General features: G+C 69.3%; 28 protein-coding genes and 3 pseudogenes. 13 read left to right on the top strand and 18 right to left on the bottom strand.

What is annotated here, in order from left to right; translation table 11 throughout:
• Positions 1-98: 98 nt before the first annotated feature.
• On the bottom strand, positions 99-686 hold the full coding sequence (locus ACWD10_RS07900; RefSeq protein ID WP_451088158.1) for a carboxymuconolactone decarboxylase family protein: 588 nt from the start codon (positions 684-686) through the stop codon (positions 99-101).
• 67 nt (positions 687-753) lie between these two features.
• Between ACWD10_RS07900 and ACWD10_RS07895 the strand changes: the two genes are divergently transcribed.
• Entirely contained in the window at positions 754-1,113 is a 360-nt protein-coding gene (locus tag ACWD10_RS07895; protein ID WP_451088156.1) for a winged helix-turn-helix transcriptional regulator, read from the top strand.
• Positions 1,065-1,357, top strand: a pseudogene (locus tag ACWD10_RS07890) (helix-turn-helix domain-containing protein); the annotation flags it as partial. The gene ACWD10_RS07895 and the pseudogene ACWD10_RS07890, both read left to right, overlap by 49 nt.
• Here ACWD10_RS07890 and ACWD10_RS07885 read toward each other — a convergent pair.
• Positions 1,256-1,573, bottom strand: coding sequence for a hypothetical protein (locus ACWD10_RS07885; protein ID WP_451088367.1), 318 nt, complete (start codon positions 1,571-1,573; stop codon positions 1,256-1,258). The pseudogene ACWD10_RS07890 and the gene ACWD10_RS07885 sit on opposite strands and share 102 nt — an antisense overlap.
• 74 nt (positions 1,574-1,647) lie before the next feature.
• Between ACWD10_RS07885 and ACWD10_RS07880 the strand changes: the two genes are divergently transcribed.
• The 3 genes from ACWD10_RS07880 to ACWD10_RS07870 all read left to right on the top strand — a co-directional run bounded on the left by ACWD10_RS07880 (position 1,648) and on the right by ACWD10_RS07870 (position 3,476).
• Complete coding sequence (locus ACWD10_RS07880) at positions 1,648-2,091, top strand: transposase (RefSeq protein WP_451088154.1); 444 nt, start codon at positions 1,648-1,650, stop codon at positions 2,089-2,091.
• A complete protein-coding gene (locus tag ACWD10_RS07875; RefSeq protein ID WP_451088152.1) occupies positions 2,088-2,603 on the top strand; it encodes a DUF6262 family protein in 516 nt (171 codons plus the stop codon). The genes ACWD10_RS07880 and ACWD10_RS07875 overlap by 4 nt, the downstream gene beginning before the upstream one ends.
• A 315-nt stretch (positions 2,604-2,918) precedes the next feature.
• Positions 2,919-3,476: a DUF3291 domain-containing protein gene (locus tag ACWD10_RS07870; protein WP_451088150.1), complete on the top strand. Its 558-nt coding sequence runs from the start codon at positions 2,919-2,921 to the stop codon at positions 3,474-3,476.
• Between the two features lie 297 nt (positions 3,477-3,773).
• Here the strand turns inward: ACWD10_RS07870 and ACWD10_RS07865 are convergent.
• From ACWD10_RS07865 to ACWD10_RS07855, 3 genes and pseudogenes are all read right to left on the bottom strand, one after another.
• Positions 3,774-4,145: pseudogene (locus ACWD10_RS07865) on the bottom strand (helix-turn-helix domain-containing protein); the annotation flags it as partial.
• Between the two features lie 49 nt (positions 4,146-4,194).
• Positions 4,195-4,554: a hypothetical protein gene (locus tag ACWD10_RS07860; RefSeq protein WP_206307252.1), complete on the bottom strand. Its 360-nt coding sequence runs from the start codon at positions 4,552-4,554 to the stop codon at positions 4,195-4,197.
• Positions 4,555-4,861: 307 nt separating this feature from the next.
• A complete protein-coding gene (locus tag ACWD10_RS07855; RefSeq protein ID WP_451088147.1) occupies positions 4,862-5,470 on the bottom strand; it encodes a DUF7691 family protein in 609 nt (202 codons plus the stop codon).
• Between the two features lie 565 nt (positions 5,471-6,035).
• Between ACWD10_RS07855 and ACWD10_RS07850 the strand changes: the two genes are divergently transcribed.
• The 6 genes from ACWD10_RS07850 to ACWD10_RS07825 all read left to right on the top strand — a co-directional run bounded on the left by ACWD10_RS07850 (position 6,036) and on the right by ACWD10_RS07825 (position 15,463).
• Positions 6,036-8,540 (top strand): terpene synthase family protein, encoded by a 2,505-nt coding sequence (locus tag ACWD10_RS07850; RefSeq protein WP_451088145.1) that lies wholly within the window; start codon positions 6,036-6,038, stop codon positions 8,538-8,540.
• Positions 8,541-9,570: 1,030 nt separating this feature from the next.
• Positions 9,571-9,975 (top strand): hypothetical protein, encoded by a 405-nt coding sequence (locus ACWD10_RS07845; RefSeq protein WP_451088143.1) that lies wholly within the window; start codon positions 9,571-9,573, stop codon positions 9,973-9,975.
• A gap of 680 nt (positions 9,976-10,655) precedes the next feature.
• Positions 10,656-11,516 carry an ABC transporter ATP-binding protein gene (locus ACWD10_RS07840; protein ID WP_451088141.1) on the top strand — a complete coding sequence of 287 codons (861 nt, stop codon included), beginning with the start codon at positions 10,656-10,658 and terminating at the stop codon, positions 11,514-11,516.
• Positions 11,513-12,496 carry an ABC transporter substrate-binding protein gene (locus ACWD10_RS07835; RefSeq protein WP_451088139.1) on the top strand — a complete coding sequence of 328 codons (984 nt, stop codon included), beginning with the start codon at positions 11,513-11,515 and terminating at the stop codon, positions 12,494-12,496. Before ACWD10_RS07840 ends, ACWD10_RS07835 begins: the two co-directional genes overlap by 4 nt.
• 4 nt (positions 12,497-12,500) lie before the next feature.
• A complete protein-coding gene (locus ACWD10_RS07830; RefSeq protein WP_451088137.1) occupies positions 12,501-14,567 on the top strand; it encodes an iron ABC transporter permease in 2,067 nt (688 codons plus the stop codon).
• 173 nt (positions 14,568-14,740) lie between these two features.
• A complete protein-coding gene (locus tag ACWD10_RS07825; RefSeq protein ID WP_451088135.1) occupies positions 14,741-15,463 on the top strand; it encodes a DUF2470 domain-containing protein in 723 nt (240 codons plus the stop codon).
• 19 nt (positions 15,464-15,482) lie between these two features.
• Here the strand turns inward: ACWD10_RS07825 and ACWD10_RS07820 are convergent.
• Positions 15,483-16,126 (bottom strand): annotated as a pseudogene (locus ACWD10_RS07820) (ABC transporter ATP-binding protein); the annotation flags it as partial.
• 274 nt (positions 16,127-16,400) lie between these two features.
• Positions 16,401-16,628, bottom strand: a complete 228-nt coding sequence (locus tag ACWD10_RS07815; RefSeq protein WP_451088133.1) for a hypothetical protein — start codon at positions 16,626-16,628, stop codon at positions 16,401-16,403.
• Between ACWD10_RS07815 and ACWD10_RS07810 the strand changes: the two genes are divergently transcribed.
• Complete coding sequence (locus ACWD10_RS07810) at positions 16,621-17,373, top strand: antibiotic biosynthesis monooxygenase (RefSeq protein ID WP_451088131.1); 753 nt, start codon at positions 16,621-16,623, stop codon at positions 17,371-17,373. The genes ACWD10_RS07815 and ACWD10_RS07810 overlap by 8 nt on opposite strands.
• A gap of 220 nt (positions 17,374-17,593) precedes the next feature.
• Here the strand turns inward: ACWD10_RS07810 and ACWD10_RS07805 are convergent, their stop codons facing one another.
• The 11 genes from ACWD10_RS07805 to ACWD10_RS07755 all read right to left on the bottom strand — a co-directional run bounded on the left by ACWD10_RS07805 (position 17,594) and on the right by ACWD10_RS07755 (position 25,009).
• Complete coding sequence (locus tag ACWD10_RS07805) at positions 17,594-18,253, bottom strand: DUF3105 domain-containing protein (protein WP_451088129.1); 660 nt, start codon at positions 18,251-18,253, stop codon at positions 17,594-17,596.
• 315 nt (positions 18,254-18,568) lie between these two features.
• Entirely contained in the window at positions 18,569-19,051 is a 483-nt protein-coding gene (locus tag ACWD10_RS07800) for a hypothetical protein (protein ID WP_451088127.1), read from the bottom strand.
• A gap of 526 nt (positions 19,052-19,577) precedes the next feature.
• Complete coding sequence (locus tag ACWD10_RS07795; RefSeq protein WP_451088125.1) at positions 19,578-19,745, bottom strand: hypothetical protein; 168 nt, start codon at positions 19,743-19,745, stop codon at positions 19,578-19,580.
• Positions 19,746-19,784: 39 nt separating this feature from the next.
• Positions 19,785-22,202 (bottom strand): HAD-IIIC family phosphatase, encoded by a 2,418-nt coding sequence (locus ACWD10_RS07790; protein WP_451088123.1) that lies wholly within the window; start codon positions 22,200-22,202, stop codon positions 19,785-19,787.
• A 26-nt stretch (positions 22,203-22,228) separates the two neighbouring features.
• Positions 22,229-22,897 carry a 3-oxoacyl-[acyl-carrier-protein] synthase III C-terminal domain-containing protein gene (locus ACWD10_RS07785; RefSeq protein WP_451088121.1) on the bottom strand — a complete coding sequence of 223 codons (669 nt, stop codon included), beginning with the start codon at positions 22,895-22,897 and terminating at the stop codon, positions 22,229-22,231.
• Complete coding sequence (locus ACWD10_RS07780) at positions 22,806-23,201, bottom strand: hypothetical protein (protein ID WP_451088119.1); 396 nt, start codon at positions 23,199-23,201, stop codon at positions 22,806-22,808. The genes ACWD10_RS07785 and ACWD10_RS07780 overlap by 92 nt, the downstream gene beginning before the upstream one ends.
• Complete coding sequence (locus ACWD10_RS07775; protein WP_451088117.1) at positions 23,198-23,653, bottom strand: acyl-CoA dehydrogenase family protein; 456 nt, start codon at positions 23,651-23,653, stop codon at positions 23,198-23,200. Before ACWD10_RS07775 ends, ACWD10_RS07780 begins: the two co-directional genes overlap by 4 nt.
• Positions 23,632-24,312: an acyl-CoA dehydrogenase family protein gene (locus tag ACWD10_RS07770; RefSeq protein ID WP_451088115.1), complete on the bottom strand. Its 681-nt coding sequence runs from the start codon at positions 24,310-24,312 to the stop codon at positions 23,632-23,634. Before ACWD10_RS07770 ends, ACWD10_RS07775 begins: the two co-directional genes overlap by 22 nt.
• Positions 24,313-24,372: 60 nt before the next feature.
• Positions 24,373-24,573 carry a phosphopantetheine-binding protein gene (locus ACWD10_RS07765; protein WP_451088113.1) on the bottom strand — a complete coding sequence of 67 codons (201 nt, stop codon included), beginning with the start codon at positions 24,571-24,573 and terminating at the stop codon, positions 24,373-24,375.
• Positions 24,570-24,848 (bottom strand): 3-hydroxyacyl-CoA dehydrogenase family protein, encoded by a 279-nt coding sequence (locus ACWD10_RS07760; protein ID WP_451088111.1) that lies wholly within the window; start codon positions 24,846-24,848, stop codon positions 24,570-24,572. The genes ACWD10_RS07765 and ACWD10_RS07760 overlap by 4 nt, the downstream gene beginning before the upstream one ends.
• A complete protein-coding gene (locus ACWD10_RS07755) occupies positions 24,845-25,009 on the bottom strand; it encodes a 3-hydroxyacyl-CoA dehydrogenase NAD-binding domain-containing protein (protein ID WP_451088109.1) in 165 nt (54 codons plus the stop codon). The genes ACWD10_RS07760 and ACWD10_RS07755 overlap by 4 nt, the downstream gene beginning before the upstream one ends.
• Before the next feature lie 3 nt (positions 25,010-25,012).
• On the opposite strand from ACWD10_RS07755, the gene ACWD10_RS07750 reads away from it, so the two are divergent.
• Positions 25,013-25,852, top strand: a complete 840-nt coding sequence (locus ACWD10_RS07750) for an FAD-dependent oxidoreductase (protein WP_451088107.1) — start codon at positions 25,013-25,015, stop codon at positions 25,850-25,852.
• Positions 25,853-25,966 lie beyond the last annotated feature (114 nt).

The raw sequence follows: 25,966 nt of genomic DNA, 5'->3' as shown, positions 1-25,966 counted from the left end.
TTGACCCGGGTCACTACGCCGGCGTGTGCATCGGGATGCTGGACTCCCCCGGTGTCAGCAGCACTGAGGACGCCCTGAGAGTTGTCCCGCAATGTCGGTCAACGGCCGGCACGTGCGGGGTTCGGTCCTCGTTCCGGGAACGGAACGCCCCAGGGTTCCTCCTCCAGGAGGAGCCCGTTGGCCAGGTAACTGATGGTGCGGTACCAGCCGGTCAGCACGAGAAGTTCGAGCAGCTGCGCGTCCTCGTAGTGGGTGCGCAGGGCCTGCCAAGCAGACTGCGAGAGGTGCGCTGTCTCGTGCAGTTCGTCGACTGCATGGAGCAGTGCTTCATGGCGGGGCGGCCACGAGCTGTTGGCCGCGGGGTCGATGTCGGTGGTTGCCTGCAGCTGTTCGAGGCTGAGTCCGGCTTGTTGGGCGAGGGTCGCGGCGTGCACGCCCCATTCATACGCGCAGTGGGAGCGCGCGGTTACACGGGCGATGACGATCTCACGGTCGATGGCGGGGAGGAGTCCGTGGCCCAGGAGTCCGGCACCCAGGGCGAACATCCGTGAGGCCAACTCTGGGTTGCGGTGCAGTACTCGGAACAGCGTGAGCGGCTCGTGCGGCACGTTGGGAGGCATCCAACGGCGCAGTGCCTGGTCGACGGAGGCAGGGTACGGCGGGGTGAGCGGTTCGATGCGCGGCATGCTGCACCTCCTGCTTCGATTTTCGAATCAGTATGATGCTTCGAGAACCGAAGCGCAAGGAGTGGGTATGGGAGCCAGAGCGCCACGGCCGGGGGTGCCGGTCCGAGGGTCCGAGTCGGGCCGCCCGATCATGGCCGTACTTGACCTGCTCGGGCGGCGCTGGGCGATGCGCATCCTGTGGGAACTCAATCAAGACCCGGCAGGCTTCCGCGAACTGCAGCGCCGGTGCGAGCGCATGTCCTCCAGCGTGCTGAGCACCCGGCTCGACGAACTGACCGACGCCCGCCTGCTCATCCTGCACAGTGACGGCTACCACCTCACCAAACTCGGCCAGGACCTCGTCGAGGCGCTAAGCCCGCTGGATGCCTGGAGCCAGCGATGGGCGAGGGAAACGGGCACCGCCACGGCAGAAGGATCCGAGGGCTGAGAGCACGGCACGGCAGATGCCACGCCGGGTATCCACGGCGAGGCCGGCCGTGGGCCTACCACTGGAGGACCGGGTGCTGCTGGTTGCGGCGTATTGGCGAACCAACTTGACACCGCGCCAGCTTGCCCCGCTGTTCGGAATCTCAAAGTCGGCGGCGGACCGGATCATCGACCACCTCGGACCGAGGCTCGCGCTGCAGCCCCGCAAGCAGTTCAGCAAGGACACCGTGCTCATCGTGGATGGAGTTCCTGGTGCAGGATCGTCGCGTTGTGTTCTCCCTCGTCCAGCGTTGTTGCAGGTAGTCGGGGTAGGGGTCCAGGATGGAGGGCTTGCGAGGTGGGCGGCGCATGACCTCCTGCCAGGTGCCGGCGCGGGCGTACTTGCGCACCGTGCGGCGGTCCAGGCCAAGCTCCGGGGCCACGGCGCTCAGGCTCCGGCCGGTGTCGGTCAGGGCATGCACGGCCTCGAACAGTCTCCTGGCGTGCCGTCCGGCTCGTGTGCTCGCCGAAGCGTTCTCGGCCGTCTCTGCGGCCCGTGGCAGATCAGCCCCTTCGGCCGGCAGTAGAGCTGCGGGTAGGCAGTCGCGGCACCGAACCCTCCAACGTCGCCGCGGGCGGCAAGGACTGCCCGGTCCGCTTCCGCTGCATCGGCTGCGGTCACTTCCGCACCGACGCCTCCTCCCTCCCCGACCTCGAGGCATATCTCAGCGACCTCCTGCGGAACCGTGAACGCCTCGCCACGACCCTCGACGCCGACGACTGGGCGAAGGCCGAAGCCATGCCGTCCGACGAGGGGATCACCCGAGTCCGTCGACTCATCCGCCGGGTCAAGACCGACCTCGACGACCTGTTGCCGGAGGAACGAGCCCACCTCGACGAAGCCATCGCACTCGTCCGCCGAGGGCGACGCCCGATCCACCTCGGCATGCCCCAAGTCCGTCAGCCCCGCCCCGGCTTCCAGCCAGGACTCAGCTCATGACGCCCTCCCCGCACGACGGCCGCCAGGCCGCCACATTCCGGCGCCGCGAACGGGCTCGCGCCGCCCTGCGCGAAGCACTCGCCGCAGGCGAACCCGTCAGTGTCTCCGGCATCGCCCGTCGAGCCGGCCTGGACCGCAGCTTCTTCTATCGCCACGGCGACCTGCTCCAGGGGATCCAAGCCGCCGAGACACAGCCACAGGCCGACGAGGGGCACGGCGTCACCTTGTCGCCGCTGCGGGCAGACGTCGCGAACGCCAACGACCGCGACAGCCGACTCACCGCCCGGATCCGCCAGCCGGAAGAGACCCTGTCACGAGCCCTGGGCGAGCGGGCCTGGCGAGAATCGGGCCTCGGTGCCCCCACCGACATCCACGCACTCCAGGAGCGGATCACCCAGCTTGAACAGCACAACGCGGACCTGACCGCCGAGCTATCCGAACGCGAAGAAGATCTCGTCGCCGCCCGAGCGGCCAATCGCCAGCTCATGGCCACCCTCAACGCACGCACATGAAGACCCCGTCAGCACGGATTGTCCTTTGACAGCGAACCCGGTCGCTGCGTCATCCAACCCGGTCGACGCCGCTGGCGTCGCCCCGCAAAGGGCCTGTGCAAGAGGCCACTTGGACAGGGAAAACGCAACTTCGACATGGCTCGCAGAGGCAGCTACCTTCACCTGGTCTTCGGCGATCGCGAACGGTCACGCAGGGGTTCCTTCAGGCTGAGCCACCCGCGACGGGATGAGTTGGTCACGCCCCACGAATCCTTGCCCCATGCGTAAGCCACCGAACCGGGTCCACACCAGGCACCCCCAACCAGGGAGAGACGCATGCCCCATCTTGCTCTGTACACATTCGGCGTCCTGAAGTCACCTCTCGCCGATCCCGCACCTCTCACGCGCGAACTCCACGACAGCGGCAAGGCCATCTACCGGAAGATCAGCCAGCACCCCGGATACCTCGCTCGTGCTGAAGCGGCAGACGGCGGCCGGGGCACACACTTCGACTTGGACTGGGGTGCATGGGGCGAGTTTGCCGTACCGACCTGGTACGGCAAGGGCCATACGGTGGAAACCATCGCCCTGGACTCGACCCTCTCACTCTGGACCGACCTGCGCCCCGCCTTCGACGCCATCTACACCGGTCTGCACCGCGAGGCGCTGAACAGGCGTTACGACTGGTTCGAGAGGACAGGACACCCGAATTACGTGTGCTGGTGGGTCTCCGACGGCGTGATACCCACCTGGCAGGACGGGGTTTCCAGGCTGGAACACCTCCACGACCACGGCTCCGCGCCGCACGCCTTCACCTTCCACCACTCGTTCGCCCCGGACGGAACTCCGACCAGGATCAAAGGCATCGGGCCGAAGAGCGACCAGGTTCGCTGACAAGAAATCCTGAACGGCTGGGTTCGCTGTCAAACGCCTCGATTGAATGACGGCGAACACGGATCGCCCGATTCAGCGATTGCACCACACCTGTCGCACTGCCACCCTGACCTCGTCAGGTCGCCCACCTGCACGAACACTGGCAGTCGAGCATTTGCGGCACTCGGGTCCCCCAGAGAATGGCCGCCTCTATCACTGCCTCCAGAGTCGACAGCAATACGACCCCGGTCCGGCTTTCTCAGCAGCCCTGAAACCCGCGCCTGATCCTCGACTCGACCCGTCAGCGACATGAGATGTCTTCGACTGCTCGGCGACGGTGTGGTCGCGGGTGGGGACCAAGCTGCCGTCCACGATGAGCACAGTGTCCTTGGCGAACCGCTTGCGGGGCTGGAGCGCGAGCAACGGTCCGAGACGGTCTATCACGCGGTCCGCCGCGGATGGCGACACCCCGAACAGCGGTGCGAGCTGGCGCATCGTCAGGTTTGCGCGCCAGTACGCCGCGACCAGCAACACCCGGTCCGCTAGGGACAGGCCCCACGGCCGACCCTTGCGGACCGCGTCCGCACCCTCGCGCCGCAGCACGGCCACCAACTTCCCGGAGGCACATGGGCTCAGCCCGGTGAACGGGGCTATCCAGGACGGCGCCGACGCCGTGATCACACCAGCCACGTCAGGGATCATCGCACCGTAGCGTGCCCGGCCAGCAGGCCTCCCCGCCTCAGCGGAACTCGTGAACCACCTGGATCTCGCCGACAATGTGGGCGTTGAAGTCGTCCAACTCCTCGGCCGGAACCCAGAGCTCGAGGATCGTCTGCCCGCCGGCCTGCTGGATGGGGTACCGGCTCAAGAACTCCGACTCGACCTCAAAACGAGTGACGAAACCGGCGCCATCGTGCTTCACGTTCCAGTCCCGCGCGATCCTGACCGCGTAGTCCTCGTTGAGGACCGGGTAGAAGATCGGCTGCTCCGGCAGCCGGGGCGGCCAGGCGCGCCAGTTCAGCTCCCGAACCAGGTCCAGCTCCTTGGGGCCGGTGGGGCGCCACAGGGTCGTCGTTGCTTGCTGGCTGGTCATCTGCATCGCTCTCTGAACGTGGGCCGCCGGTACGGGGCGGGTCGGGAGACCGGACGATACCGGCACCACGCACTCGGCAGCGACGCAGTTTCCGTATTTTCCGTACCCTGGCCAGCTCCGTGCCCAGGCGTTACGGGTAGCCCTTAGAGCAATACCGCCGGACCGGCCGCGCCTGGGCCTACGAATAGGGCAAAGGCTCATCCCGTCTCCGGGGCGAGAGGCCATCGGGCCGTTACGGCCCGCCCGACCACACCCAACTCCGGCCTGTGCGACGCCGGGACCCAGCTCACCTCGGGCGGGGCGCGGCGGTCGGTCAGGAAACGAATCCAATGATGCCGAAGCCGGGCTGTTGCTCGGCGTGCCGCATCCAGTTGAGGCACTGCATCACTGCGTCGACCACCTCGGGCTCGAGCGGTGGCGCGTGGTCGGCTGCCTTGGTCTCCTCGAATTGCTGCAGGGCCCGGGTGATCTGCTCCGGCGTCCACTCTCCGGAGGAGGGGATGTGGGTTCGCGGCAGCTCCTGAGGGAGGCTGCCGAGCCAGAAGTCCTCCAACGAGACGGCGGTGATCCGCAGATCCCGCAATCCCTGGTCGACCACGGAGAGCCAATCTCCCTTGAAGGGCGAGAAACATGAGTTGTTGAGGAACGCCCCGGTCAGTGAGCAGAGCAGCTTGTAGGCATACGCGTACTGAAACGCGTGGTCCTCATTGTCGCTGAAGGGCCCGCCGTTCACCACAGTGCGCAGTGCTTCGTAGGCGGTTGGGGCTCCGTCCTCGATTTCACTACTGAACCAGTCATCGTCATGGTCCAGTTGGTCGCTGAAGTTTGTGCGTATGACCTCGAGGAGTTGTTCGTCGCGCGAGCCGATTATGGCTCGCGTTGCGTTCAAATCGAGAAGGTGGACAGTCAGGCCGGAACTCATGTGATCCAACCTAGCCGTACCCACTGACAGTCCTCCCCGAGGGGACACGGCTGGGTCAGGCGGAGAATCCGTCCGCTGGTGCCCTGGTCGTCGTCGTAGCGCACGAGCGAGAGCGTGTACGTCTCCGGGGCCGGGCGCCCGGCCTCTTCCCAGGCGGCAAGCCAGGCCCACAGCACGGCGAGGGACGGGGAGTCGACGGCGGCGGCGTCAGCGTCGGCTGGCGGCCCTCAGAGGCCAGCCGCATGCACCGCAGTCACCTCCCTCCCGGCTCTCTCCCGGGGCGACCAAGCTCGATGGCCCAAGGGCCGCCGTGGCGCCAGGTGAAGACGGCCGACCACGGCTCAAGTGATGACGAAGGCCCCAGCAACTGGGGGCTGAGCACGGTGGAGAAGACCCAACTGCCCACGTTTTCAAAGCATTTGCCGCCCAAGGGAGCTCTGGCGACAGGTCACCTCACCTCTTGGAGTGAAGGCCGGACATGAGAGGTGGAAACGCTGTCCGCTCGGGAGATCACGTTCAGTTGTAGGCGTGTGGCGGTCTTGTCGTGGAGGGGACGGTGGCAGGCATGTCCGAGGGGAATCGTGGTCGGCTTGCGGGGCGCATCACCGAGCGGGTGCGGGCCGATGGTGCTATCGAGGACGCGTGCGCGAGCCGGGTCGCGGAGTCGGCGCTGCTGGTGGAACTGCTGCGGGCGGAGCAGTCGTTGTCCGCTGTACGGGATGAAGTACTCGCGTACGTGGAGCGGGCGCAGCCCGATGATGAAGGCAGTCAGATTCTGCGTGAGGCGGTGCTCGGCCGTCCGGACGTGCGCCGAGCGGAAGCCTTCTGCGCGACGTTCGAGCACGGGACCGGGCAGCGTAAACGGCGGCTGCTGCGGACGGTGTTCGCGCTGTTCGGTCTGGTTTCCTTCGATGACGGGCCCGGGGTCGCGTACCGTGGTCAGGCGGTGTGGACCGAGCTGGTGCTCTGCGCCGCCAACATCCTGAACGACCACGCTCACGGTCGGGCCGACCCAGTCGACCAGGCGTTCCTGGTGAGCAGGCTCACTGCCGCGCCGCCGGCCCGGGTCTGGCAGGGCAACGTCTTCGCGCATCTAATCGCTCTGCACGCGCTGCACACCTTCCAGCCGCACGGCCCGCTCATGGCCAGCGGACTGGCCGCGGTGGCCGGTGCCCGCCGGCCTGACGGCGGGGTGCAGTTCGTCACCTCGCAGGGCGTCTTCGTCACCGCGATGGCCGGCACGGCTCTCGTGGCGGCCGGACAGGCGCCGGAGGTCGTCCGCCGTATGGCCGACTGGGTGGCCGACAGGCAGTGGGCCGACGGCGGTTGGGGGTACTGCTCCGAGACCTCCCAGACCGACGTGGACGACACCAGCCGCTGCATGGAGTTCTTGCACGCCGTGGACCCCGGCCGCTACCACCAGGTGCTCCGCCGCGCGGAGAGCTATCTGGTCGGGATGGCCGGGCCGGACGGCGGCTTCCCCACCTACGTGCGGGGACATCCGTCCGAGGTCGACATGACCGCGGGCGCCGTCATCGCCCTGAGCCCCTACTGGGCCCGGCATGCCGAGCTACTCGATGCCTCGGTGCGCTTTCTGCTCGACCGCCAGGGGGGCGACGGGACGTATGAGCGGGCCTGGTCGCTGAGCGAGTCCAGCGTGATCAACCGGGTCCTCGACGCACTCTCGCGCGTGCCAGAGCCCGGACCGCGCGTCGAGCAGGCGATCCACACCAGCATGCAGCGCCTGTGTGACACCCAGAACGAGGACGGCGGCTGGGGACAGGGACCCGGGGCGGACAGCGATGCGCTGTCCGCCGCGCAGGCCGTCCCGGTCATCGTCCGCCACGGCCCACGACCGGTCGCCGACCACGCGGCCCGCTGGCTCCTCGGCAAGCAGCACGACCACGGCGGCTTCACGTCGATCCCCGACCAGGCGGGCCCCCGGCCGCTGCCGTTCGACTTCCCGGTCCTGGCGGACGTGCACGGGCTACTCGCCCTCAACGCCCTCACCGCACGCCCCCCAGTCGGCACCGACGCACCGTCCGGGGGCCAGGCGAGGGAGTCCGATGCCCAGCCACGCCAACTGCCCGCGTTCTACGCCCCGTTCGGGCCTGCCGTCCATCCGCTGGCAGCCGAGGCGGACGCCCGGTCCCTGGCATGGATGCACGAGTACCAGCTATGCAGCGACGAGGGCGAGCGCGCCCGCATGGCACAGACCGACTGCGGAGGGCTCGCCGGACGGATGGCCCCGGCCGCCCGCCCGGACCTGCTGCAGATCTTCTCCGACTACACCCTGTGGGCCTTCGCCTTCGACGACGAGTACTGCGACGAGGGCCCCCTCGGGGAGCGCCCGGGCGAACTCGCTGACGCCTGCGTACGGATGCTGCGCTGCACGGAGGTCCCGGAGACACCGGTGTACGGCGACGACCGCTACGGGATGGCCCTGCGGGACCTGCGCCGGCGCCTCGATGTCGCGTCGTCCCCCGTGCACGGTGCGCGGTTCGCCAGCCTCATGTACGGCTACCTCCTCACCGAGGTCCGCAAGGCCGGGTTCGTGGCCCGTGGCCAGCGCCCCGGCCTGGACGACTACACGCTGGTGCGCCTCTTCAGCGGCGGCTCGATGGTGTTCGTCGAAGTGGCCGGCATGTGCAACGGCTGCCCACCACCGCCCCATCTGGCCGACGATCGGCGAGTCCGCGCGATCACCGAGACCGCCGCAACGCTCTGCGACTGGGTAACCGACTTCATCTCCCACGGCAAGGAGACCGAGCGGACCGGGGACGGGTTCAACCTCATCGACGCGGTGCGACAGGAGTACGGCTGCGGTGAGGACGAGGCGTACGAGCGAGCGATCGTCATGTGGGACCGGATGGATCATGACGCTGTTCCTGAGGCTACGGGAACGGCTGCACGTCGAACTGCCAGAGCTCACCGCCTACGTCGACGGCCTCGCACAGTACGTTCGCGGCGTGCTCGACTGGTCGCTCGAAACCGACCGCTACGTCTACCTCAACGGCCGCCGAGGCCGCCGCGCGTTCCGGCCGGGCGGCTGGCGCGACACCCCCCGTGACAACTCCACCGAGGCCCTGCCCATCCCCTCCGTCGCCTGGTGGTGGCAGCACGACCCCGGCACCGCAGCACCACCCGCTCCCCCAGCCGCCCACCGGTTCGCCGTCCCCACCGGCCCCTCGGGCCTTGGCACCACAGCCGCCCGTATCCCCCGGCTGGTCAAGGCAGAACTGACAAGCCATCCGCTTTCCGAACGTGATCGTTGGCTTCGGAATCGGTGGGCATGAACTCCCGCTGGCGGCGGGAGAGATGGGTCGGTTGGCCCGCTCGCGTCGAGAACCCGGCTTCGTCCTAGCTTCGGTCGGCTCGCAGCGCCTTTGAACCACAGGCCCCGCCGCCCGCAGTTCAGCGGTCAGTCCCCCACCCTGGGGATACCCCATGAGCAAGACGTACGGCGACGATCACCATCCATCAGCGCCTACGACACCACAGCTCCAAACTCCGAAACCGCGCTGCCCGAGAGGCGGCCACTAGCGCTCGTTCGCCCATGTGGGATATCCGTCAATTGCAGAGCAGGACGATGACGCATTGGAAGTCGTCGCCGTCCCCGCCGGGCGGCGATTGAGCAGCCGTGGGCTGTGTGGCGACGTGTGGAGCAGGCGTCGCGGCCATGGCGGATGCGGTCGTCGCTGACCCTGCCGCAAGAGCAATCCCTAGGGCAGTGCCGACCGCGAATATTCGCGAAACGGCCCGCCGCTTGGGGCGATCCATCTGTGTAGTGCTCATGGAACGAGAGTGCGCGCCCATGTGGTCAATTTCGTGCCGAGCTCGGCCAATCGGGTGAATCACCCCGGGGTCGCCCGATGGCGAACCTAAGAGCTGCCCCGTAATTCCCGAAAGGCGATATGAGAAGACCCCGCCGGTCGCCGACCGGTGGGGTCCTCCTGCGGGCTGTTCCCTATCGCCACCGGTACGGAGTCACCGTCTCCCCGTACTTCATCCATCGACAAAAACCCTGCACCCGTTCTCCCGCGTGTGATCTACTGACCTGGGCGCGACGATCGAACGCGTGAGTGATTAAAGGGGGACCCTTGACGAAGGGCATCATTTCCAGGATCGCCACCCTGGGCACCGTCTCCGCGGCCACGGCCGCCACCGTCGTCTTCGCTTCCGGACCGGCCATGGCGGCCGGGGTGGACTCCTTCACCTACACCAAGACCACCAAGTACGGACAGGGCCTGTACTTCTCCGGGCCCGAGCGCTTCGACGTCTGCGACACGGACGCCGACGGCCACCAGGTCCAGGGCCGCATCTGGTCCAAGAGCAACAAGAGCGACATGAAGAAGGAACTCGACGGAGGCGACTCGGGCTGTGACCCGGTCTCCTTCAAGCGGGCCAAGGGCACCAAGATCTACATCCAGATGTGCCGCTGGAACGAGAAGACGAAGAAGCCGGTGGGCTGCGGCACCGTCTCCAGCCGAGGCCGCGCCTCCTAAGCTCCGCCGGGACCCGGCAGGCCCCGCACCCTTCCCCCAGCGGGGGGGTGCGGGGCCTGTCGGCGTTCTGGGCGTCAGGAGAAGAGCATTTCCCTGCCCGCCACCAGAAGGGGACGGGCGTCGTGCGTGGTGCGGCCGGTCAGGCGACGGTCACGGACCAGCCGCTGCGCGAGAGCGTCTTGGGGGGACCTCCCGTGCAGCGTCCCCTTGGGCCGAGGAGTACGCCAAGGTCGAGATGCTCATCGGCGACCCGCTCAACAAGGAGATCGTCGTGGACGCCAGCTGCTTCAACTACCCCAAGTACCCGCAGAAAGTCGCCACGTTCGAGGGGCTCTCCACCGACCTGGAACGGCTCGGCACGATCTGCGGAGTGAACGTCGGCCGCCAGCGCCCGAATCGGGGGACCCCGTGCCCGTGTTCCTCTACGACTCGGGCACCGACAAGCCGAAGTACGTGCGCCCCCTCGAAGGCTGAGCTCCCGCCGCCCGCCACCCGTCGGACGAGCCGTATGCGTCTGACGGGCTCATCGAGTCCGTCAGCAGCGACGAGCAGAGGGACTCGTGTCAGCGCCGAGCGGCTGCACGAGGTAAATCGTCTCGCAGTCTGGCGAAATTTCGTCTTGCCATCGGCCACCCAGCCCCCTCTTCAGTGCGTTGTAAGGTTAGGCTAACCTTCGGCGCGTGAAGGTTGATGAAGAGACCAGCGCGGTCACACGTCCCCGCGGTCATGAGCTGTCGGCTACGGGTGTCACCGTGGCGTACGACGATGTCGACGTCGTGCACGACGCGTCGTTGGCGCTGCGGCCCGGCGAAGTGACCGTCCTGGTGGGTCCGAACGGAAGCGGGAAGTCGACGCTGCTTCGCACAGTGGCCCGGCTTCAGCGGCCCAGGAGCGCCACGCTGGTCATCGACGCCGACACCGACGGACTCGCGCTGTCCCCGCGTGAGTTCTCGCGGCGCGTGGCCCTGCTGACGCAGGGACGCCCCACGCCCAGTGGGTTGACCGTGCGGGACGTCGTCGAGTTCGGCCGCTACCCGTACCGGGGCCGCTGGGGCAAGGCAGACCCCGGTGGCCGGGCCGCGGTGGACCGTGCGCTGGCCATGACCGGCGTCACGGAACTCGCCGAACGCGGCGCGGAGCACCTCTCCGGGGGTCAGCTCCAGCGCGTGTGGCTCGCCGGCTGCCTCGCGCAGGAGACCGGCGTACTGCTCCTCGACGAGCCCACGACCTACCTCGACCTGCGGTATCAGGTCGAACTCCTCGACCTGATCCGGGACTTGGCGGACGACCACGGGATCGCCGTCGGTGTCGTCCTGCACGACCTCGACCAGGCCGCTGCCGTCGCCGACCGAATCGTGCTGCTGCACGAGGGCCGGATCATCGCCGACGGCCTCCCCGAGGACGTACTGACACCGCAGCGGCTGACCGACACCTACGGCATCCGCATCGAGGTCGACATCGATCCCCTGACCGACCGGCTGCGCACCCGCGCGATCGGCCGACACCACACCCGAACCGAAAGGCTCAGCACCCGCTCATGAGACGCCTCCTCCTCACCACGGCCGCCGCAACCGCCGCGGCGCTCGCCCTGTCCGCCTGTGGGACGACCGAACCCGCCGCCGACGGCGACGTCAAGAAGAAGACCGAGCCCATCACGCTCACCGACGCCACCGGCACGAAGGTGAAGCTCGACGGCCCCGCCAAGAAGGTCGTCGGGACCGAATGGAACGACGTCGAGAGCCTGATATCGCTCGGTGTCGACCCGGTCGGCGTCGCCGACGTCAAGGGCTACAAGACCTGGAACACCGCCGCCCCGCTCAAGAACAAGCCCAAGGACATCGGCACGCGCGGCGAGCCGAGCATGGACACCATCGCCTCCCTGTCCCCGGACCTCATCGTCGCCACCAGCGACCTGAAGCCCGCCGCCGTGAAGCAGCTGCGCAAGGTCGCCCCGGTCCTGGTGACGCAGTCCGCCGACGCCTCCGACCCGATCGGGCAGATGACCGAGAACCTCGACGTCATCGCGAAGGCCACCGGCACCACCGAGCGGGCCGAGAAGCTCAAGAAGCAGTTCGACGCGAAGCTCTCCGAGGGCAAGAAGGCGCTCGCCGACGCCGGTATGGGCGGCGCGAAGTACGCCTTCGCCGACGGCTACGTCACCTCCAACCAGGTCTCAGTCCGGCCGTTCACCAGCGGCTCGCTCATCGGCGCGGTCAGCGAGAAGATCGGCCTGAAGAACGCCTGGAAGGTCAAGGGCGACAAGGTCTACGGCCTCGGCGCCACCGACGTCGAGGGCCTCACCAAGCTCGGCGACGTGCAGTTCGCCTACATCGGCAACGACGGCGACAAGGCCAGCACGCCGTTCAACGGAGCGCTGAAGAAGGACGCCGTGTGGACGTCCCTGCCGTTCGTGAAGAAGGGCAACGTCCACCGACTGCCCGACGGCATCTGGATGTTCGGCGGTCCCGAGTCGATGGGGCAGTACGTCGACGCCGTCGTCGACGCGCTGACGAAGAAGTAACACCATGGCCGTCACCGCAACCGCCCCCGCCCCCCGTTCGTCGGTGGCCACGTCACGCACCGGCGCGGTCGCGGTGACGGCCGCTCTGGTGCTCCTCGTCGTGGGCCTCGCGCTCGTCGATCTCACGCAGGGCACCGCCGCGGTCGGCGCACCCGAGGTCTTCAAGGCGCTCACCGGCCGGGCCGACCCCGCAGACGCCTCCGTCGTCATCGCCTCCCGACTGCCGAGGCTGACCGCGGGGCTGCTCGTCGGCGCCGTACTGGCCATGGCGGGCGCCGCCCTGCAATCGGTCAGCCGCAACGTGCTCGCCTCGCCCGACACCCTCGCGGTGAACGCCGGTTCCTATCTCGCGCTCGGGCTTACCGCCGTCACCGGCGTCTCGCTCCCGCTGTTCGCCTCCTCCGGCATCGCGTTCGCCGGTGGCCTCGCGGCGGCGGCCGTCGTGCTCGGCCTCTCGGGCCTCGGCGCGGGCACCGTCCGACTCGTACTCGCCGGCAGTGCCCTCACCCTCGGCCTCACCGCCGTCACCGAGGGCCTGCTCCTGCTGTTCCCCCAGGAGACCCACGGCCTCTACCACTGGAACCAGGGCAGCATCTCCCAGAACGGGTTCGACGGCGTGCTGCAGATGGCGCCGATCGCCCTCGCCGGACTCATCGGAATCCTGCTGCTCGCCCGCCGGGTCGACGCCTTGGCCCTCGGTGACGACGCCGCCCGCGGCCTCGGCGTCCCGGTCCGTGCCACCCGGATCACGGGGGTCGTATGCGCGGCGCTGCTCTCCGCGGCGGCCGTCACCCTCGCCGGGCCGATCGGCTTCGTCGGTCTGTGCGCGCCCGCCCTCGTCCGCCCTCTCGCCCGCAGGATCCGTACGTTCTCCCGAACGCGTAGCAGCCTTCCGGTCGTTGCTCTCGTCGGCGCGGCGCTGGTACTCGGCTCGGACGTGCTGCTGCGCGCCGTCGTGCCCACGGACGTGGCCGTCGCCGTTCCAACCGGCGTCGTCACCAGCCTGGTCGGCGCCGTCTTCCTGATCGTGATGGCCACGCGAGTCCGGGACACCGCCGGAGCGGCGGCGCAGGACCAGCTGCGCATCAGGAGCCGGGCCGGCTTCCTCATCACCACCGCCGTCCTCGTGGCCGCGCTCGTCGGCGTGACCATCGCCGCCGTACTCATCGGCGACACCAAGCTGTTGCTGGGCGACGTGACGAACTGGGCACAGGGCCGAGCCGGTCAGGCCATCACGTTCGTCCTCGACACCCGGGTGCCCAGGGTCCTCGCGGCGCTCCTCGCGGGCGCGGCCCTCGCGCTGGCCGGGACGCTCACCCAGGCCGTGACCCGCAACCCCCTCGCGGAGCCCAGCATTCTGGGTATTTCCGGCGGCTCCGCGCTCGGTGCCGTGCTCCTCGTGACGACGGTGTCCGCCGTCGGCTCTTGGAGCCTGGCAGGCGCCGCGTTCACGGGCGCCGCGCTCAGTGCCGTTCTCGTCTTCGGGCTCGCCGCGCGAGGCGGGTTCCAGCAGAATCGGCTCGTCCTCGTCGGGTTCGGCGTCGCCACCGGGAGCTCCGCGCTGATCAGCCTGCTCATCATCCTGACCGACCCGTTCAACGCGACGCTGGCCCTCACCTGGCTCTCCGGGTCCACCTACGGGCGGACCCTGCCGGACGTGGTGCCGCTCGCGGCCGTGCTCGCCGTGGGCGTGCTCGCCGCCGTGCGGCGGCGCACCGAGCTCGACCTGGTATCGCTCGACGAGGACACGCCCCGACTCCTGGGGCTCGCCCTGGCCCGGGGGCGCCTGGGCTTCCTCGTCCTGAGCGTCCTGCTCAGCGCCACCGCCGTGGCCGCCGCGGGCACCATCGGCTTCGTCGGCCTGGTGGCACCGCACGCGGCCCGGGCCCTGGTGGGCCGGCAGCACGCCCGGGTGGTTCCCGTCTCGGTGCTCCTGGGCGCCGTACTCGTCTGCGCGGCGGACCTGTTGGGCCGAACCGTGATCGCGCCGGCTCAGCTGGGCGCCGGGCTGATGACCGCGATGATCGGCACGCCGTACTTCCTCCACCTGCTGCTGCGCGGCCGCCGGTAAGGCACGTACGCCAAGTTGCTGCGGCAGTCGGGCCCAAGTGGCCGCCGTCGCCGACCTCATCGCGGTATGGACTCCCAGGAGCAATGAAAGTTAGGTTAGCCTTACCTCAATTGAAGGGGCCTGGTTTCATGCCCCTCCCCGGAGCCCCCCATCCCGTCCCGTGAGGAGTCACCTTGAGCGCCGCCGCAGACAACTCCGTGCCCGAGCAGACCGCGGCGGAGCGCATCCGCTCCGTACTGGCCCAGGCGGTCTCCCTGTCGCTCACCACGGACAGCCAGGACTACGACCTGATCGGCATGCACTCCGTGGACCGCAAGGGGCGGATCACTCTCCACCCCCAGGCGGACAGCCCGTTGGCCGCCCAGGTCGCCGCCGCCCCGCGTGGCAGCCTCGCCGCTCTGCTCGAGTTCACCGACATCGCACCGACGGCGCTCCGCGACCGCGTACGCGCCAGGGTGACGATCTCCGGCCGACTCGCTCCGGCGGGGCCTGGGGACGCCGCAGGGCTGCGGCTCGACCTGGCCCGCGTGACCCTGCGCACCACGGCCGGGACCCAGGACGTCGAGCTCGACGAGTACGCGCTCGCCGAACCCGATCCGCTCGCCGTCGAGGAAGCCGCGATGCTGACCCATCTCGCCGACGCCCACGACGACATGGTGACGGATCTGATCGCCCTCGCCGGGTCACAACTGCCGCACGGCGTGCAGCGGACCCTGCCGCTCGCCATGGACCGGCACGGCATCACCCTGCGCTGCGAGTACCGCGAGGGCCACTGCGACCTGCGCCTGCTGTTCCCGGCCACCGCGCAGGACTCGGCCACGGCCGGAGAGCAGGTCCGACAGCTCCTCATGACACCCCGATGCACGCATCACCGGCACCCGTCCGCGCGACCCTGAGCACCCATCCCTGGAAGCCTCACGTACCCCACCGCGTCCGCGTGTGACGACCCCAACTCACCTGCGGAGCCTGCCACTTGCGCCCGACACCGCCTCGTACCCCCTGGACCCCACTCTCGTACCCCCCGGTCGCGACAGGCACCATCAGCGGGGTGCCGGACTCCGGGTCGTCGATGATCCGGCAGGGCAGGCCGAACACGTCCTCGACGAGCCCGGCGGTCGTGACGGTGGCCGGGTCGCCCTGCCTGGGCGGGGACGACGCCGCCGGGCCGCATCACGATGAGGTGAGTGGCCTACCGGCACGCCTGGTTGAGGTCGTGCAGGGCCGCCACCACGGGGTGTCCCTCGCGGGCGTGCAGCTCGGCGCCACAGGTCGAGCACCTCAACCTGATGGGCGATGACGAGGAACCTCGACCTGGTGGGCAATGTCGAGGAACGTGGTCGGCTCGTCGAGCAGGAGGATCGGGGTCTGTTACGCCAGGACCATGGCGAGACAGACGCGCCGTCGCTGGCCACCGCTGAGGGCGTCGACGGGCCGGTCCGCGAGTTCGAGTACGTCGGTCTGCCGCATCGACTGCACCGCCACCGCGCCTCGTCCTCGGCGGACCACTGCTTGAGGAGCCGCTGGTGCGGGTACCGGCCGCGGGCGACGAGGTCGCCGACCAGCGGAACGGACGCCCTCGCCCGCCTGGCAGGGCCGTCCACCACGCGTGCGTGTCCTGTCGTCGAGCAACAACAGCGCCTCCCCTACCCGATGACAGCGCCTCGTACCCGATGCTCCGTCACGCCCGGCGCCGGGCGAGGGCGGTCTCGGCCAGGGCGAGGAAAGGGGCATCGACCGCCGTCCCATCGGGCGCGACGGGCCGGTTGTCGACCTACACCGTCTCGATACCCCGCTCGGCCGCGCACCGCATGACCACATCCACGGCCGCCGCCTTCAATTCGACGGCCAGCACGTCCGCCCCCCCCGGGCGGCCTGCTCCTCCAGGTCAGCGCGCAGGCGGCGGCGGTCCGCGAGCGCGTGGCTGACACCGGTCACCTCCGCCCCGTGAACGTCTTCGAGATGGCGCCGCAGAACACGGCCGTACCGCGGGTCGGCCGTGGTGGCGAACCACACGCGCTTGTCGGAGTCCGCTCGCGAAAGCCTGCCCGGCGCCATGGCCACGGTGGACAGCCTCCCCATCTGGCTGCATGACCTCTTGCTCGACCCCGCCCGCGCCGCCTTCACCCACGGTCTGAACATCATCAGCGGCATCGGCGGCCTGCTCGTCGCCGCCCTGGCCATATTGGCCGTACGGCTGCTGCCGCGAACCCGCCCTGGCCATGCCACTACAGAGCCGAGCGGCGCCGCAGCCACCGAAGCCACCACAGGCAGCACTGGCACCACCAAAGCCGAAGCCACCAACGCTGCCGCAGGCACCACGAAAATCGCAACCTCCGAGGGTCCCGGCCCAGTAGCAACCGACTCACCCCACAAGGGGGTTGTCCGGCGGATCATGTCCGGTGTCGGTGGCCTGGCCGATGAGTTTTGCGCCCAGGACTGGTCAGTGCAGGCAATGTCCAACGGGCCCCGTCGCGGCGACGGTGACCGGGGCACCGAGAGAGAGGCGAGCACATTGGCACTGATCATCGCGGGGAAGTTGTACGTGGATCCGGCTGACCGGGACAGGTTCGTTGCGGGCCACCGCGACGTCGTCGCGCAGTCGCGCCGACAGCCCGGCTGCCTCGACCTGTCGATCTCCCCCGATCCGGCCGAGCCGGACCGCGTGAACATGTTCGAGTACTGGGATTCGCAGGAGGCGTTGGACGCCTGGCGTGCGATCGCGCCGACGCCCAGCGTTTCCGTAGAGATCAAGGACGGCCAGGTCCTCAAGCACGAGATCGCCAATTCGGGGCCGCCCTTCGACTGACGCTCCCGTGCCACCGCCCGGACAGGCCACCGGTCTGTCCGGGCAGATCACGGTCTGAGCCAGAGCCGGATGGCGGCGACGGTGGCAGTGCCGTGAAAGGTGAGAGTGCCGTGAAAGAGGTAGGCGCGCTTGTCGAACCTCGTGGGCACGGCCCGGACGTTCTTCAGGGCATTGATCGTCCGCTCAACTTCGTTTCTCCGCTTGAGAGAAACGGCCTAGCTCATGGGGTCGCCCTGCCGCCGGTGACGGGCCCTTCCGGCTCGGGTGCCTGCGGCCCCTGTACGTACGCATCGAAGAATTTGTCCACCCGCGGGTCGTCGGCGGAGGTGACGGCCAGCTGGTGGCCCCAGGCCGTCAGCTTGACCGGCGCGTCCTGGCCAGGCACCGGACTCATCATCCGATAGGGCACGCCCTCGACCTTCTTCCTGAACGCGTCCACCACACTCCGCGGTGCGTTCTCGGAGTATGTCACCCACACGACGCCGTGCTCCAGGGAGTGCACCGCGTGTTCGTTGCGCAGCGGCCTGTCGTAGACGTCACCGTTGGCGTTCTGCCAGGTCGGATGGTGTGGGCCGCCCACGGGCGGGGTCGGGCCACCGGAGTAGTCGACCGGGCCGAGCACATGGTGGCGCTGCTGGATGCCGTAGACCCGCTCACCGGAGATGGCGGCCTTGTCGGGGCCGATGCCTCGCGCGGCCACGCGGTCGGCGTGGGAGCCGTCGTGGGCCGAGGCGATCACCGTGACGCCGGGGACCACGGCGCCGGCGACCAATACGACCGTGGCCACCATCCCCAGCCGCCGCCTGAGCCGAGCGCACCGGGCCTCGCAGTCCCCCGGCCTACCGTTCGGAGACTCGTACTGCTGCTGATCCTGTGTCATAGCCGGAATGTACGGGGACAAAGAGAGCGGGATTGGGCATTTTTGGTCCGGTGCGCGTGTCCGAGGGGCGTCCAAGGAGTGTCCGAGCAGGAATCACCGCTAGGGCGTTCGGTTTCCTGAACGCTTCGGTCTCACGGGTCAGTTGCGGCCTTGACGGAACGGGTCGTACGCCTCGAAGGGGTCCTCGTCGGTCTCCCCACGCCGTCGGCGCTCGGCCTGGTACGCAGTCCACGCGGGTTCTCCCCGCTGCATGGATCGCCAGGGCGTTCCGAATTTTCAGGGCCCCAGTCTCCGCGTCGAATCCTCATCCCAGGATTACGAGCCGACCTCAGCTCCCCCATCCGGGCAGCGTGGGCCGATGGCCGCACGCCGCTGTCTCGCCGAGTAGAGCGCCATCCAGACCGCTGCCACCAGGAAGAGCAGCGTGAACGCTCCTGACAGGACCGCCAATACCAAGGCGCCGCCGCCCCCGACGTCCTCTTCACGGGCGACCGTCAGCGGATCGTCCGCCTGATACCGCACCGTCCATTCGGTCCCGACCCCGTTCTTACCGCCACCGCTGCCCACCGGCAGATCTGCCACGATGGTCCGACCGTCCGCCTCGAACGTGACCTGACAGTGCCCGGCCATGCACGAGCCACTCTTGTGCAACGTTGCTTGAGCACGCTCGCCGTCCTGGAGCGAGCGCAGATGCAGGGCCGCAGGAAACATCACAAGCCCCGACAACGCCCCGAGCAGCACCGCGATCACCAGCGACATCGCCACTGCCGCACGCGGCGACAAACCGTTCGGTGCCATGGCCTGCTGGTAGACGCTGGGGGTATCCGCGCTCGATCTGCCGTCCTCATCTCTTGCCATCAGGTTCCGTTCGGTCCGAAATGATTTCTCGTGTCACACGCGAGACCGGTGTTGCCGACCAGGGTAAGTACCGCGAGAAGCCCGCAGAATGCCGAGGTGCGGACACATCGGGCCGGGCCTGGCTGCCTGGCACCGGCAACCGGGTGCCGGACCACGCGAGAGGCCTGGACCTTCATCCCTCGCCTGCGAGGCCTTCGGTGATGTCCTTCGTCGCGCATGAATCGGGCGGAGGGTGTGCCTGAGAGCTCGTACAGGACCATGAGTCACGCCCGACCAGGACACTTCGACAAGATCCTGTTACGCGCTTTACGCGCTCTGAGGGCCCAGGTCCTTACACACGCTCGCAGAGGACCTGGACCCGGAGACCGTCCACATCCACTACGCGGTGCCCGTGGGGCCCGAACGCCGCAAAGGGGCGGTGAGGGCGGGTCGGTCCACCTTCCCGTTCGGGTTGAGTGGGAAGGAGTCAGTCCGTCGGATGGAAACGGCGCGGCACCATGTGCTCGGGAAGCCGTGCGCGCAGTCGGCGCACGAGCGTGTTGGGCGGCACAGGCGTGCCCGTGTAGCAGCCGACGAGGTCGGTGCCGTGATCGTGGCCGAGAGCCAGGACCACGGTCTCGTGGATCTCCGGCATGCTCCGCAAGGCGGCCTCGATGTCGCCCAGTTCGATGCGTTAGCCATGAATCTTCACCTGGTGGTCCAGACGCCCGTGGTGTACGAGGATCCCGGCCTCGCGGCGCACCAGGTCACCTGTGCGGTAGTAGTGCGCGGAGGTCAATCCCTCCGTTCCCCCGTACACGGCGCCGCCGTTCCCCTCGTGGCGCAGGAAACGTCCGTGGTTGTCCGCAGGATCGAGATAGCCGTCGAACCGCTGCGGTCCCCGCACGCAGAGCTCGCCCTCTGCCGCCGGACGGCCGTGTTCGTCCAGGATCAGGTGGTCCAGATGCGCGTGGACCGGGCCGATCGGGACGGTGCAGTTGCTCGTGGCCGGCCACTGGTCGGGCCGTGGGGGCAGGGTGTACGACGTGCAGGCGACGGTGAGCTCCGTCGGACCGTAGACGTTCTCGATGGTCGCTCCGGGAGCGGCGCGGCGCCAAGCGTGCGCCTGGTCGTAGGTGAGTTGTTCCCCGATGAAGACGCTGTGGCGCAAGGTGCTCACGCGACCGGCGGGGAGATGGCTCAGCTGCTCGGCGACCGAGATCACGGAGGGGACCGAGAACCAGTGGGTGATCCGCTTTTCCCTCAGGTACTCGACCGGGGTCAGCAGATCGTCGCGGCCGGCCACGACCACAGTGGCCCCTGAGCCCAGGGCGGCGAACAGGTCGAAGACCGAGGGGTCGAACGTGAGGTCAAAGGTGTGCGACATGCGGCAGCCCGGCCCCAGTTCGTAGCGGGCGATGCTGTGCGCGAGATAGGTGGCCAGGTGGCGGTGGCGGATCGGCACGCCCTTGGGGCGACCGGTGGAGCCCGATGTGAACAGGATGTAGGTGACGTCATCCGGCGTGGCGGAGTTGGGCGGAAGGGCATCCTTGGGCGGGTGCGGGCCGGCTGCCTCGGGGGGTTCGGCCGTTTCGTCCAGGGTGAGGGCGGTGGCGCAGACCTCGTCCAGCGCGCCCGGGTACCGCGCACCGCCCGGGGCGGTGACGACCAGAACGTCCGGCTCGGCCATCTCGCAGATGAGACGGTTGCGTTGGACGGGGAAACCCGGGCTGAGCGGCACGAGCGTGGCGCCGAGCCGTTGTGCGGCGAGGTAACCGGTCAGGCCGGCGATGCCCCGATCGGCCAGCAGGGCGACCGTGGCGGGTGTGCCCCTGTGGGCGCGCACGATGCGCCGCGCGGCCTCGAGCACTCGGGAGCGCAGCTCGCGATACGTCAGCCGCGTACTTCCGCATTCCACGGCCGGTTCGTCCGGGAAACGCGCGACCGAGCGGGCGAACCATCCGTACAGCATCAGGCTGGACGCGTCCGGCGCGCGCTCGGGCGGGTCGTACAGGTCGGGCGCGATCAGGCGCATGGTGTCGGGCGGCGAGCCGCGCTCGGGCACCACGTGCAGGAGCTCGGTTCCCAGCCGGTCGACGCTGCGGCCCAGCTGGTCCAGGCAGGCGCACGGCTGCGCGCCGAATCCGGCGAAGCGATAGGCGACTTCCATCGTGCGGTTGCGTTCGGTGGGCCGGAAGTCCGCGGCCAGATGTACGGCACCGCGCGCCGCCTGGTCGATGAGCCAGCGCAGGGCCACCGCACCCGCGCCGAACGAGACGCCCCGGCACGAGGTGGCCAACAGCTTCAGACGCCACACCGACCGGCGCCGCTCCAGAAGCACAATCCCGACGGCGCCATGCTGCCCGAAGCGATCCTCCATCGAGATGGCCAAGACCTCGTGTTCGGGGTCCTGCAGGAGCACGCGCAGCTCCGCATCGCTGTACGGCACGCCCGTGGCGTTCATCTGGCTGGTGCGCCGGGTGAGTTCCTCCAAGCGGTCCAGGTCCGCCTCGGCGGCCCGGTCGATCCGCATGGTCACCCCGAGAGAACGGATGAAGTCCTCGTCCGGGCCGGCGAATGCCTCGCGTGCCTGCTGCCGACGGAAGTTGGCCTGGTACGAGGCTCGTCGACGCCGGGCATCCGGGGTGCGGGCAGCGCGGAACTCCGCAAGACCGGTGAGGCGGACGGCGTCCTGGGCGGCGTAGCAGCGGACTTGGGGAAGGCGGAGCTGCACTTCGGCCCGCTCGGCGGGCTGGTCGTCGATCAAGGCGACCGTGTCCACGGCGAAGCCGAGCCGTTCGGCGATCCGGCGGACCGCGGCGGACTTGGGCCCCCAGCCGATCTGCGGGAGCACGATGTACTCGGCGATGCCTTCCCGCACCAGGCGGTCCCAGGCCAGGTCGTGGTCGTTCCGGCTCACCACGGACTGCAGCACGCCCCGGGCGTCGAGTGCCAGGACGACCCGCCGGACCTCGTCCGTCACGACAACGTCGTCGCCCTCCAGCAAGGTGCCCTGCCGCAGCGTCTCGTCCAGGTCCCACACCAGGCATTTCACCGGTGTTGCCGGGTACGGGCCGCCGCGGCCCACGCACATGTCCACCGTCGTTCGCACCGCCTTCGTCCGGAGTCCGGTCCATCTCAGATCTCCCACAGCGTGACCGCCCACGCGGCCACGGGGCTGCTGTTGAGCACCAGCACGAGGTCGCCGCGGGACAGCTCGCCCAGGGTGAGCAGCCGGTCGAGGTTGAGCACCACGTCCATCGCTCCGATGTGTCCGTAGGCAGCGAGGTGTTCGCCGCACACCGGGTGGATCGGCAGGCCCAGGAGCGACTCGTAGAACCGGTGCGCCCCCACGGTGGTGTTCTGCGTCAGGGTCGCCGCGATGTCCGCCTTCGCCGCGCCCGCTTCGGCCAGGACCTCGTCCACGAGGGCGGCGAGGCGCATACGGCTGTGCAGGGCGAGCTCGAACCGGTAGACGTCGGCCGACGTGCACTCTTCGCGCCACTCGTAGCACGGCACCGTCTTGTAATCGATGCGGAACAGGTCGTGGAACGAGCCGTCGGTCGCCATGCGGTGCGCGCGCAGCACCGGACGGCCCTCCCGCACCAGCGTCATGGCATACGCGCCGTCACCGATGACCGTGACGGGGTGCCGTACCCGCCGCGGTCCGGTCGGCCGGCTGCCGTGGGCGATCAGTACGATCCGCCGGGACGGATCAGCCAGCAGCGCGTCCCTGGCCAGTGCCCAGGCGGCGCTGGATCCCGCGCACCCGAGTCCGTCGAGCGTGAAGGAGAACGCCCCCGGCAAGCCCGGCCTCCGCCTGCACACGGCAGGAACCGGAACCGAGCAGCACATCCGGCGCCCGGGGTGCGACAAGCAGCACGGTGTCCGGGCGGGCGACACCGGTGCCCTGCACGGCAAGCAGCTCCCGGCAGGCCCTGGCGGCCAGGTCGCCCGCGGTCGTGTCCGGCAGTACGCCGACCGCGCTGATGCCGCTGCCACGGACGAACTCGCGCTCCTCCCGGTCGAGACCGGCGAATTCCGGCAGTTCGTCCACCGGTACGCGGAGTGCGGGCAGGACACAGTGGAGTGCGCCGACGCCGATGGTCATGACCACCGCGCCAAGGCGTGCTCGGACAGCAGCAGATGACCGATCTCGTTGCTGCCCTCGATGATCTCCATGAGCTTGGCGTCCCGGTACGCCCGTGCCACCGGCCCGCTCTCCCGGGCCCCCGCCGCACCCAGCACCTGCAGGGCGGAGGCGGGCCCCCGTGCCGCGCTGCGGGCCGCGTGCTGTTTGGCTGCCACCGCCGCGATGGCCGCGTCCGGGGAGCCCTCGTCAAAGGAGCGGCTGGCATGCTCGCAGCTGCGGGCCACAGTCTCGTGCGCCAGATGCAGTTCCGCCAGGTGACGAGCGATGAGCTGGTGCTCGGACAGGGGCCTGCCGAACTGTTCGCGGGTCCTGGCATGGGCGCAGGCCGTGCGCAGTGCGGCACGGAGGATACCCAGACTGCCCCAGGCGACCGACAGGCGGCCGTAGGTCAGGGCGGGCCCGTCAGCCACGCGGAGGGCAGGCTCGTATCGGCGAGGAGGAGATCCACGGGCAGGCGTACTGCCGCCATGCGCACATGGGCGTGGCCCGCCGCCCTGCAGCCCATGGGGTCGGACACCGGCTCGATGGTCACGCCCCGCGCGTCGGTCGGCACCACTACGACGCCGGTGCCGTCCGTGCCGCGGCCGAACACCACGATGTGGTCGGCGTAGGACCCCGCCGTGACCCAGACCTTCTCCCCGTCGACGACCACGCTCCCGCCTACGGCGCGGAGAGTGGTGCGCATGGCCGACAAGTCGCTTCCGGCCTGCGGTTCGCTGAACGCGATACCGGCGATGGCCCCGGAGCAGAGCTCGCGCAGCAGGCCGGCCTGCTGCTGCTCGGATCCGAGCCGCTCCACGGTCCACGCCGCCATGCCCTGAGAGGTCATCAGACTGCGTACGGACGAACTCAGTTCACCGACGCGGGCGGTCAACTCGCTGTTGTCCGCGCTGGTCAAGCCGATTCCGCCGTACTTGACCGGCAGTTGGGCGCAGAGCCCCCCCCCCGGGGCCCCGAGCCCGCTGAGCACCTCGGGCGGCAGCCGCCCGTCACGTTCCCAGGCATCAGCCTGGTCCCCGATCAGAGCGGTGGCCGCGGCCGCCGCGCGGTCCATGCCCTCAGCCGGCATCGCGGCTCAACCGCAGCACGAGCTCGGTCATGGCATGGACCGTCCGGAAGTTGTCCAGGGTCAGGTCCGGTCCCGTGACGTAATGCCGAACGACCGCTCGACCGCGGTCAAGAGTTCCACGGCGTACAGCGAGGAGACCAGACCGGACGCGAACAGATCCGTGTCGGCGCTCACGGCGGTCCGGGTGCGCTCCTGTACCAGTGCCAGGAGCCGGTCGCGGACGGGGCCGGAGGCATCCGCCCGGCAGGGAGAAGCGGTCATGGGCGTGTCCCCTCGTAGACGAAGATTCCCTGGCCCGACTTGCGGCCGCAGCTTCCTGCCGCGACCTTCTCGACGAGCAGCCGACACGGCCGGTAGCCGGTGTCGCCGGTCCGCTCGTAGAGCACGCGCAGCGAGTCAACGACATTGTCGAGACCGATCAGATCAGCGGTGGCCAGCGGGCCGGTCGCGTGCCCCAGACAGCGCTCGAACGCCGAGTCCACGGAGACGGGATCGGCCAGTCCCTCCTCGACGATCCGGGCCGCTTCGTTGATCATCCGCTGCAGGATCCGGTTGATGACAAAGCCTGGGCCGTCGCCACCGCGATCGGAGTCTGCCCGAGCGAGGACAGCAGCGAGGTGGCCGCCGCCATGGCCGCGTCCCCGGTCCGCCGACCGCGGATCAGTTCGACCGTGCGGATCAGATAAGGCGGGTTCATGAAGTGGATGCCGATCAGATCCTGCGGCCCGGCAGCGCCAGCGGCGCACTGGTCCAGGACCTCCTGCCACCCGGTGCGACCCCGCCGCTCATGCACAGCAGCGGGCTGGCCCTGGTGACCGAGCGAGCAGAGTCGGTAATCACCCGCCAGGTCCTCCGCGCCCCCAACGGCGCCGGGTTCTGCAGCGTGCACCTGGTCCCGCTGGCCATGCCGAACCAGCAGTATGTCGGCAGCACCAACCTGGTCACCTGCCGCCCGACCATCGGGCCCGATCTCGGCTCCAGCCACAGGTTCCTGCACCGGGTGTGCCAGCAGCTCGACCGCGGCCTCGCGGCCTCATCCATCCGCACGTGGTTGTACGGGGTGCGCGCCATCGCGTTGGACGGCTACCCGCTCATCGGCGGGTGCAGCATCGACGGCCTGGTCTTCGCCACGGGCGCCTACCGCGGGGGTTTCTCCTGCTCACCGGTGATCGCCCGGCATCTCGTCGACGGCATCCTGGGCAACCCCGTGGCCGACGGGCGCTTCGACTGGTTCATTCCGGAGCGCGCGCCGATCCAGACGATGACCATCGACACGGCAGCCGCCGAAGCGGCGGTCAACGTGGCCGACGGCGAAGACCCGGCGTACGACCGCGAGTCCGTCACCGAAGAGGCCCGCCGCCGCACCCTCCGCATGTACGAGAGCCTCGACAACCCCATTGCCCTCGGGCCCGAGCTGTCCACCGCATTCACCGACCGGGCCGTACCCGAGGACCTGGCACGGCTGCAGAGCTACCTGCGCGCAGCACGCGACCACCACCCGCAGCCGTGGCCAACGAGCCCCGAACCAGCCCGCGTCTGAGCCGGGTCGGGACCGACAACAGCTGACGGTACGGCGACAAGGGCCGGGCCGTACGCGACGTCCGCGGCCGGTGCGACGGTGCCGCAGGCGAGGCCGGACGGCACCACGGGGACG

The organism is Streptomyces sp. NPDC002851 (assembly GCF_053591935.1).
The sequence above is the reverse complement of the archived record's forward strand: the minus strand, read 5'-3'. Positions and strand labels throughout refer to the sequence as shown.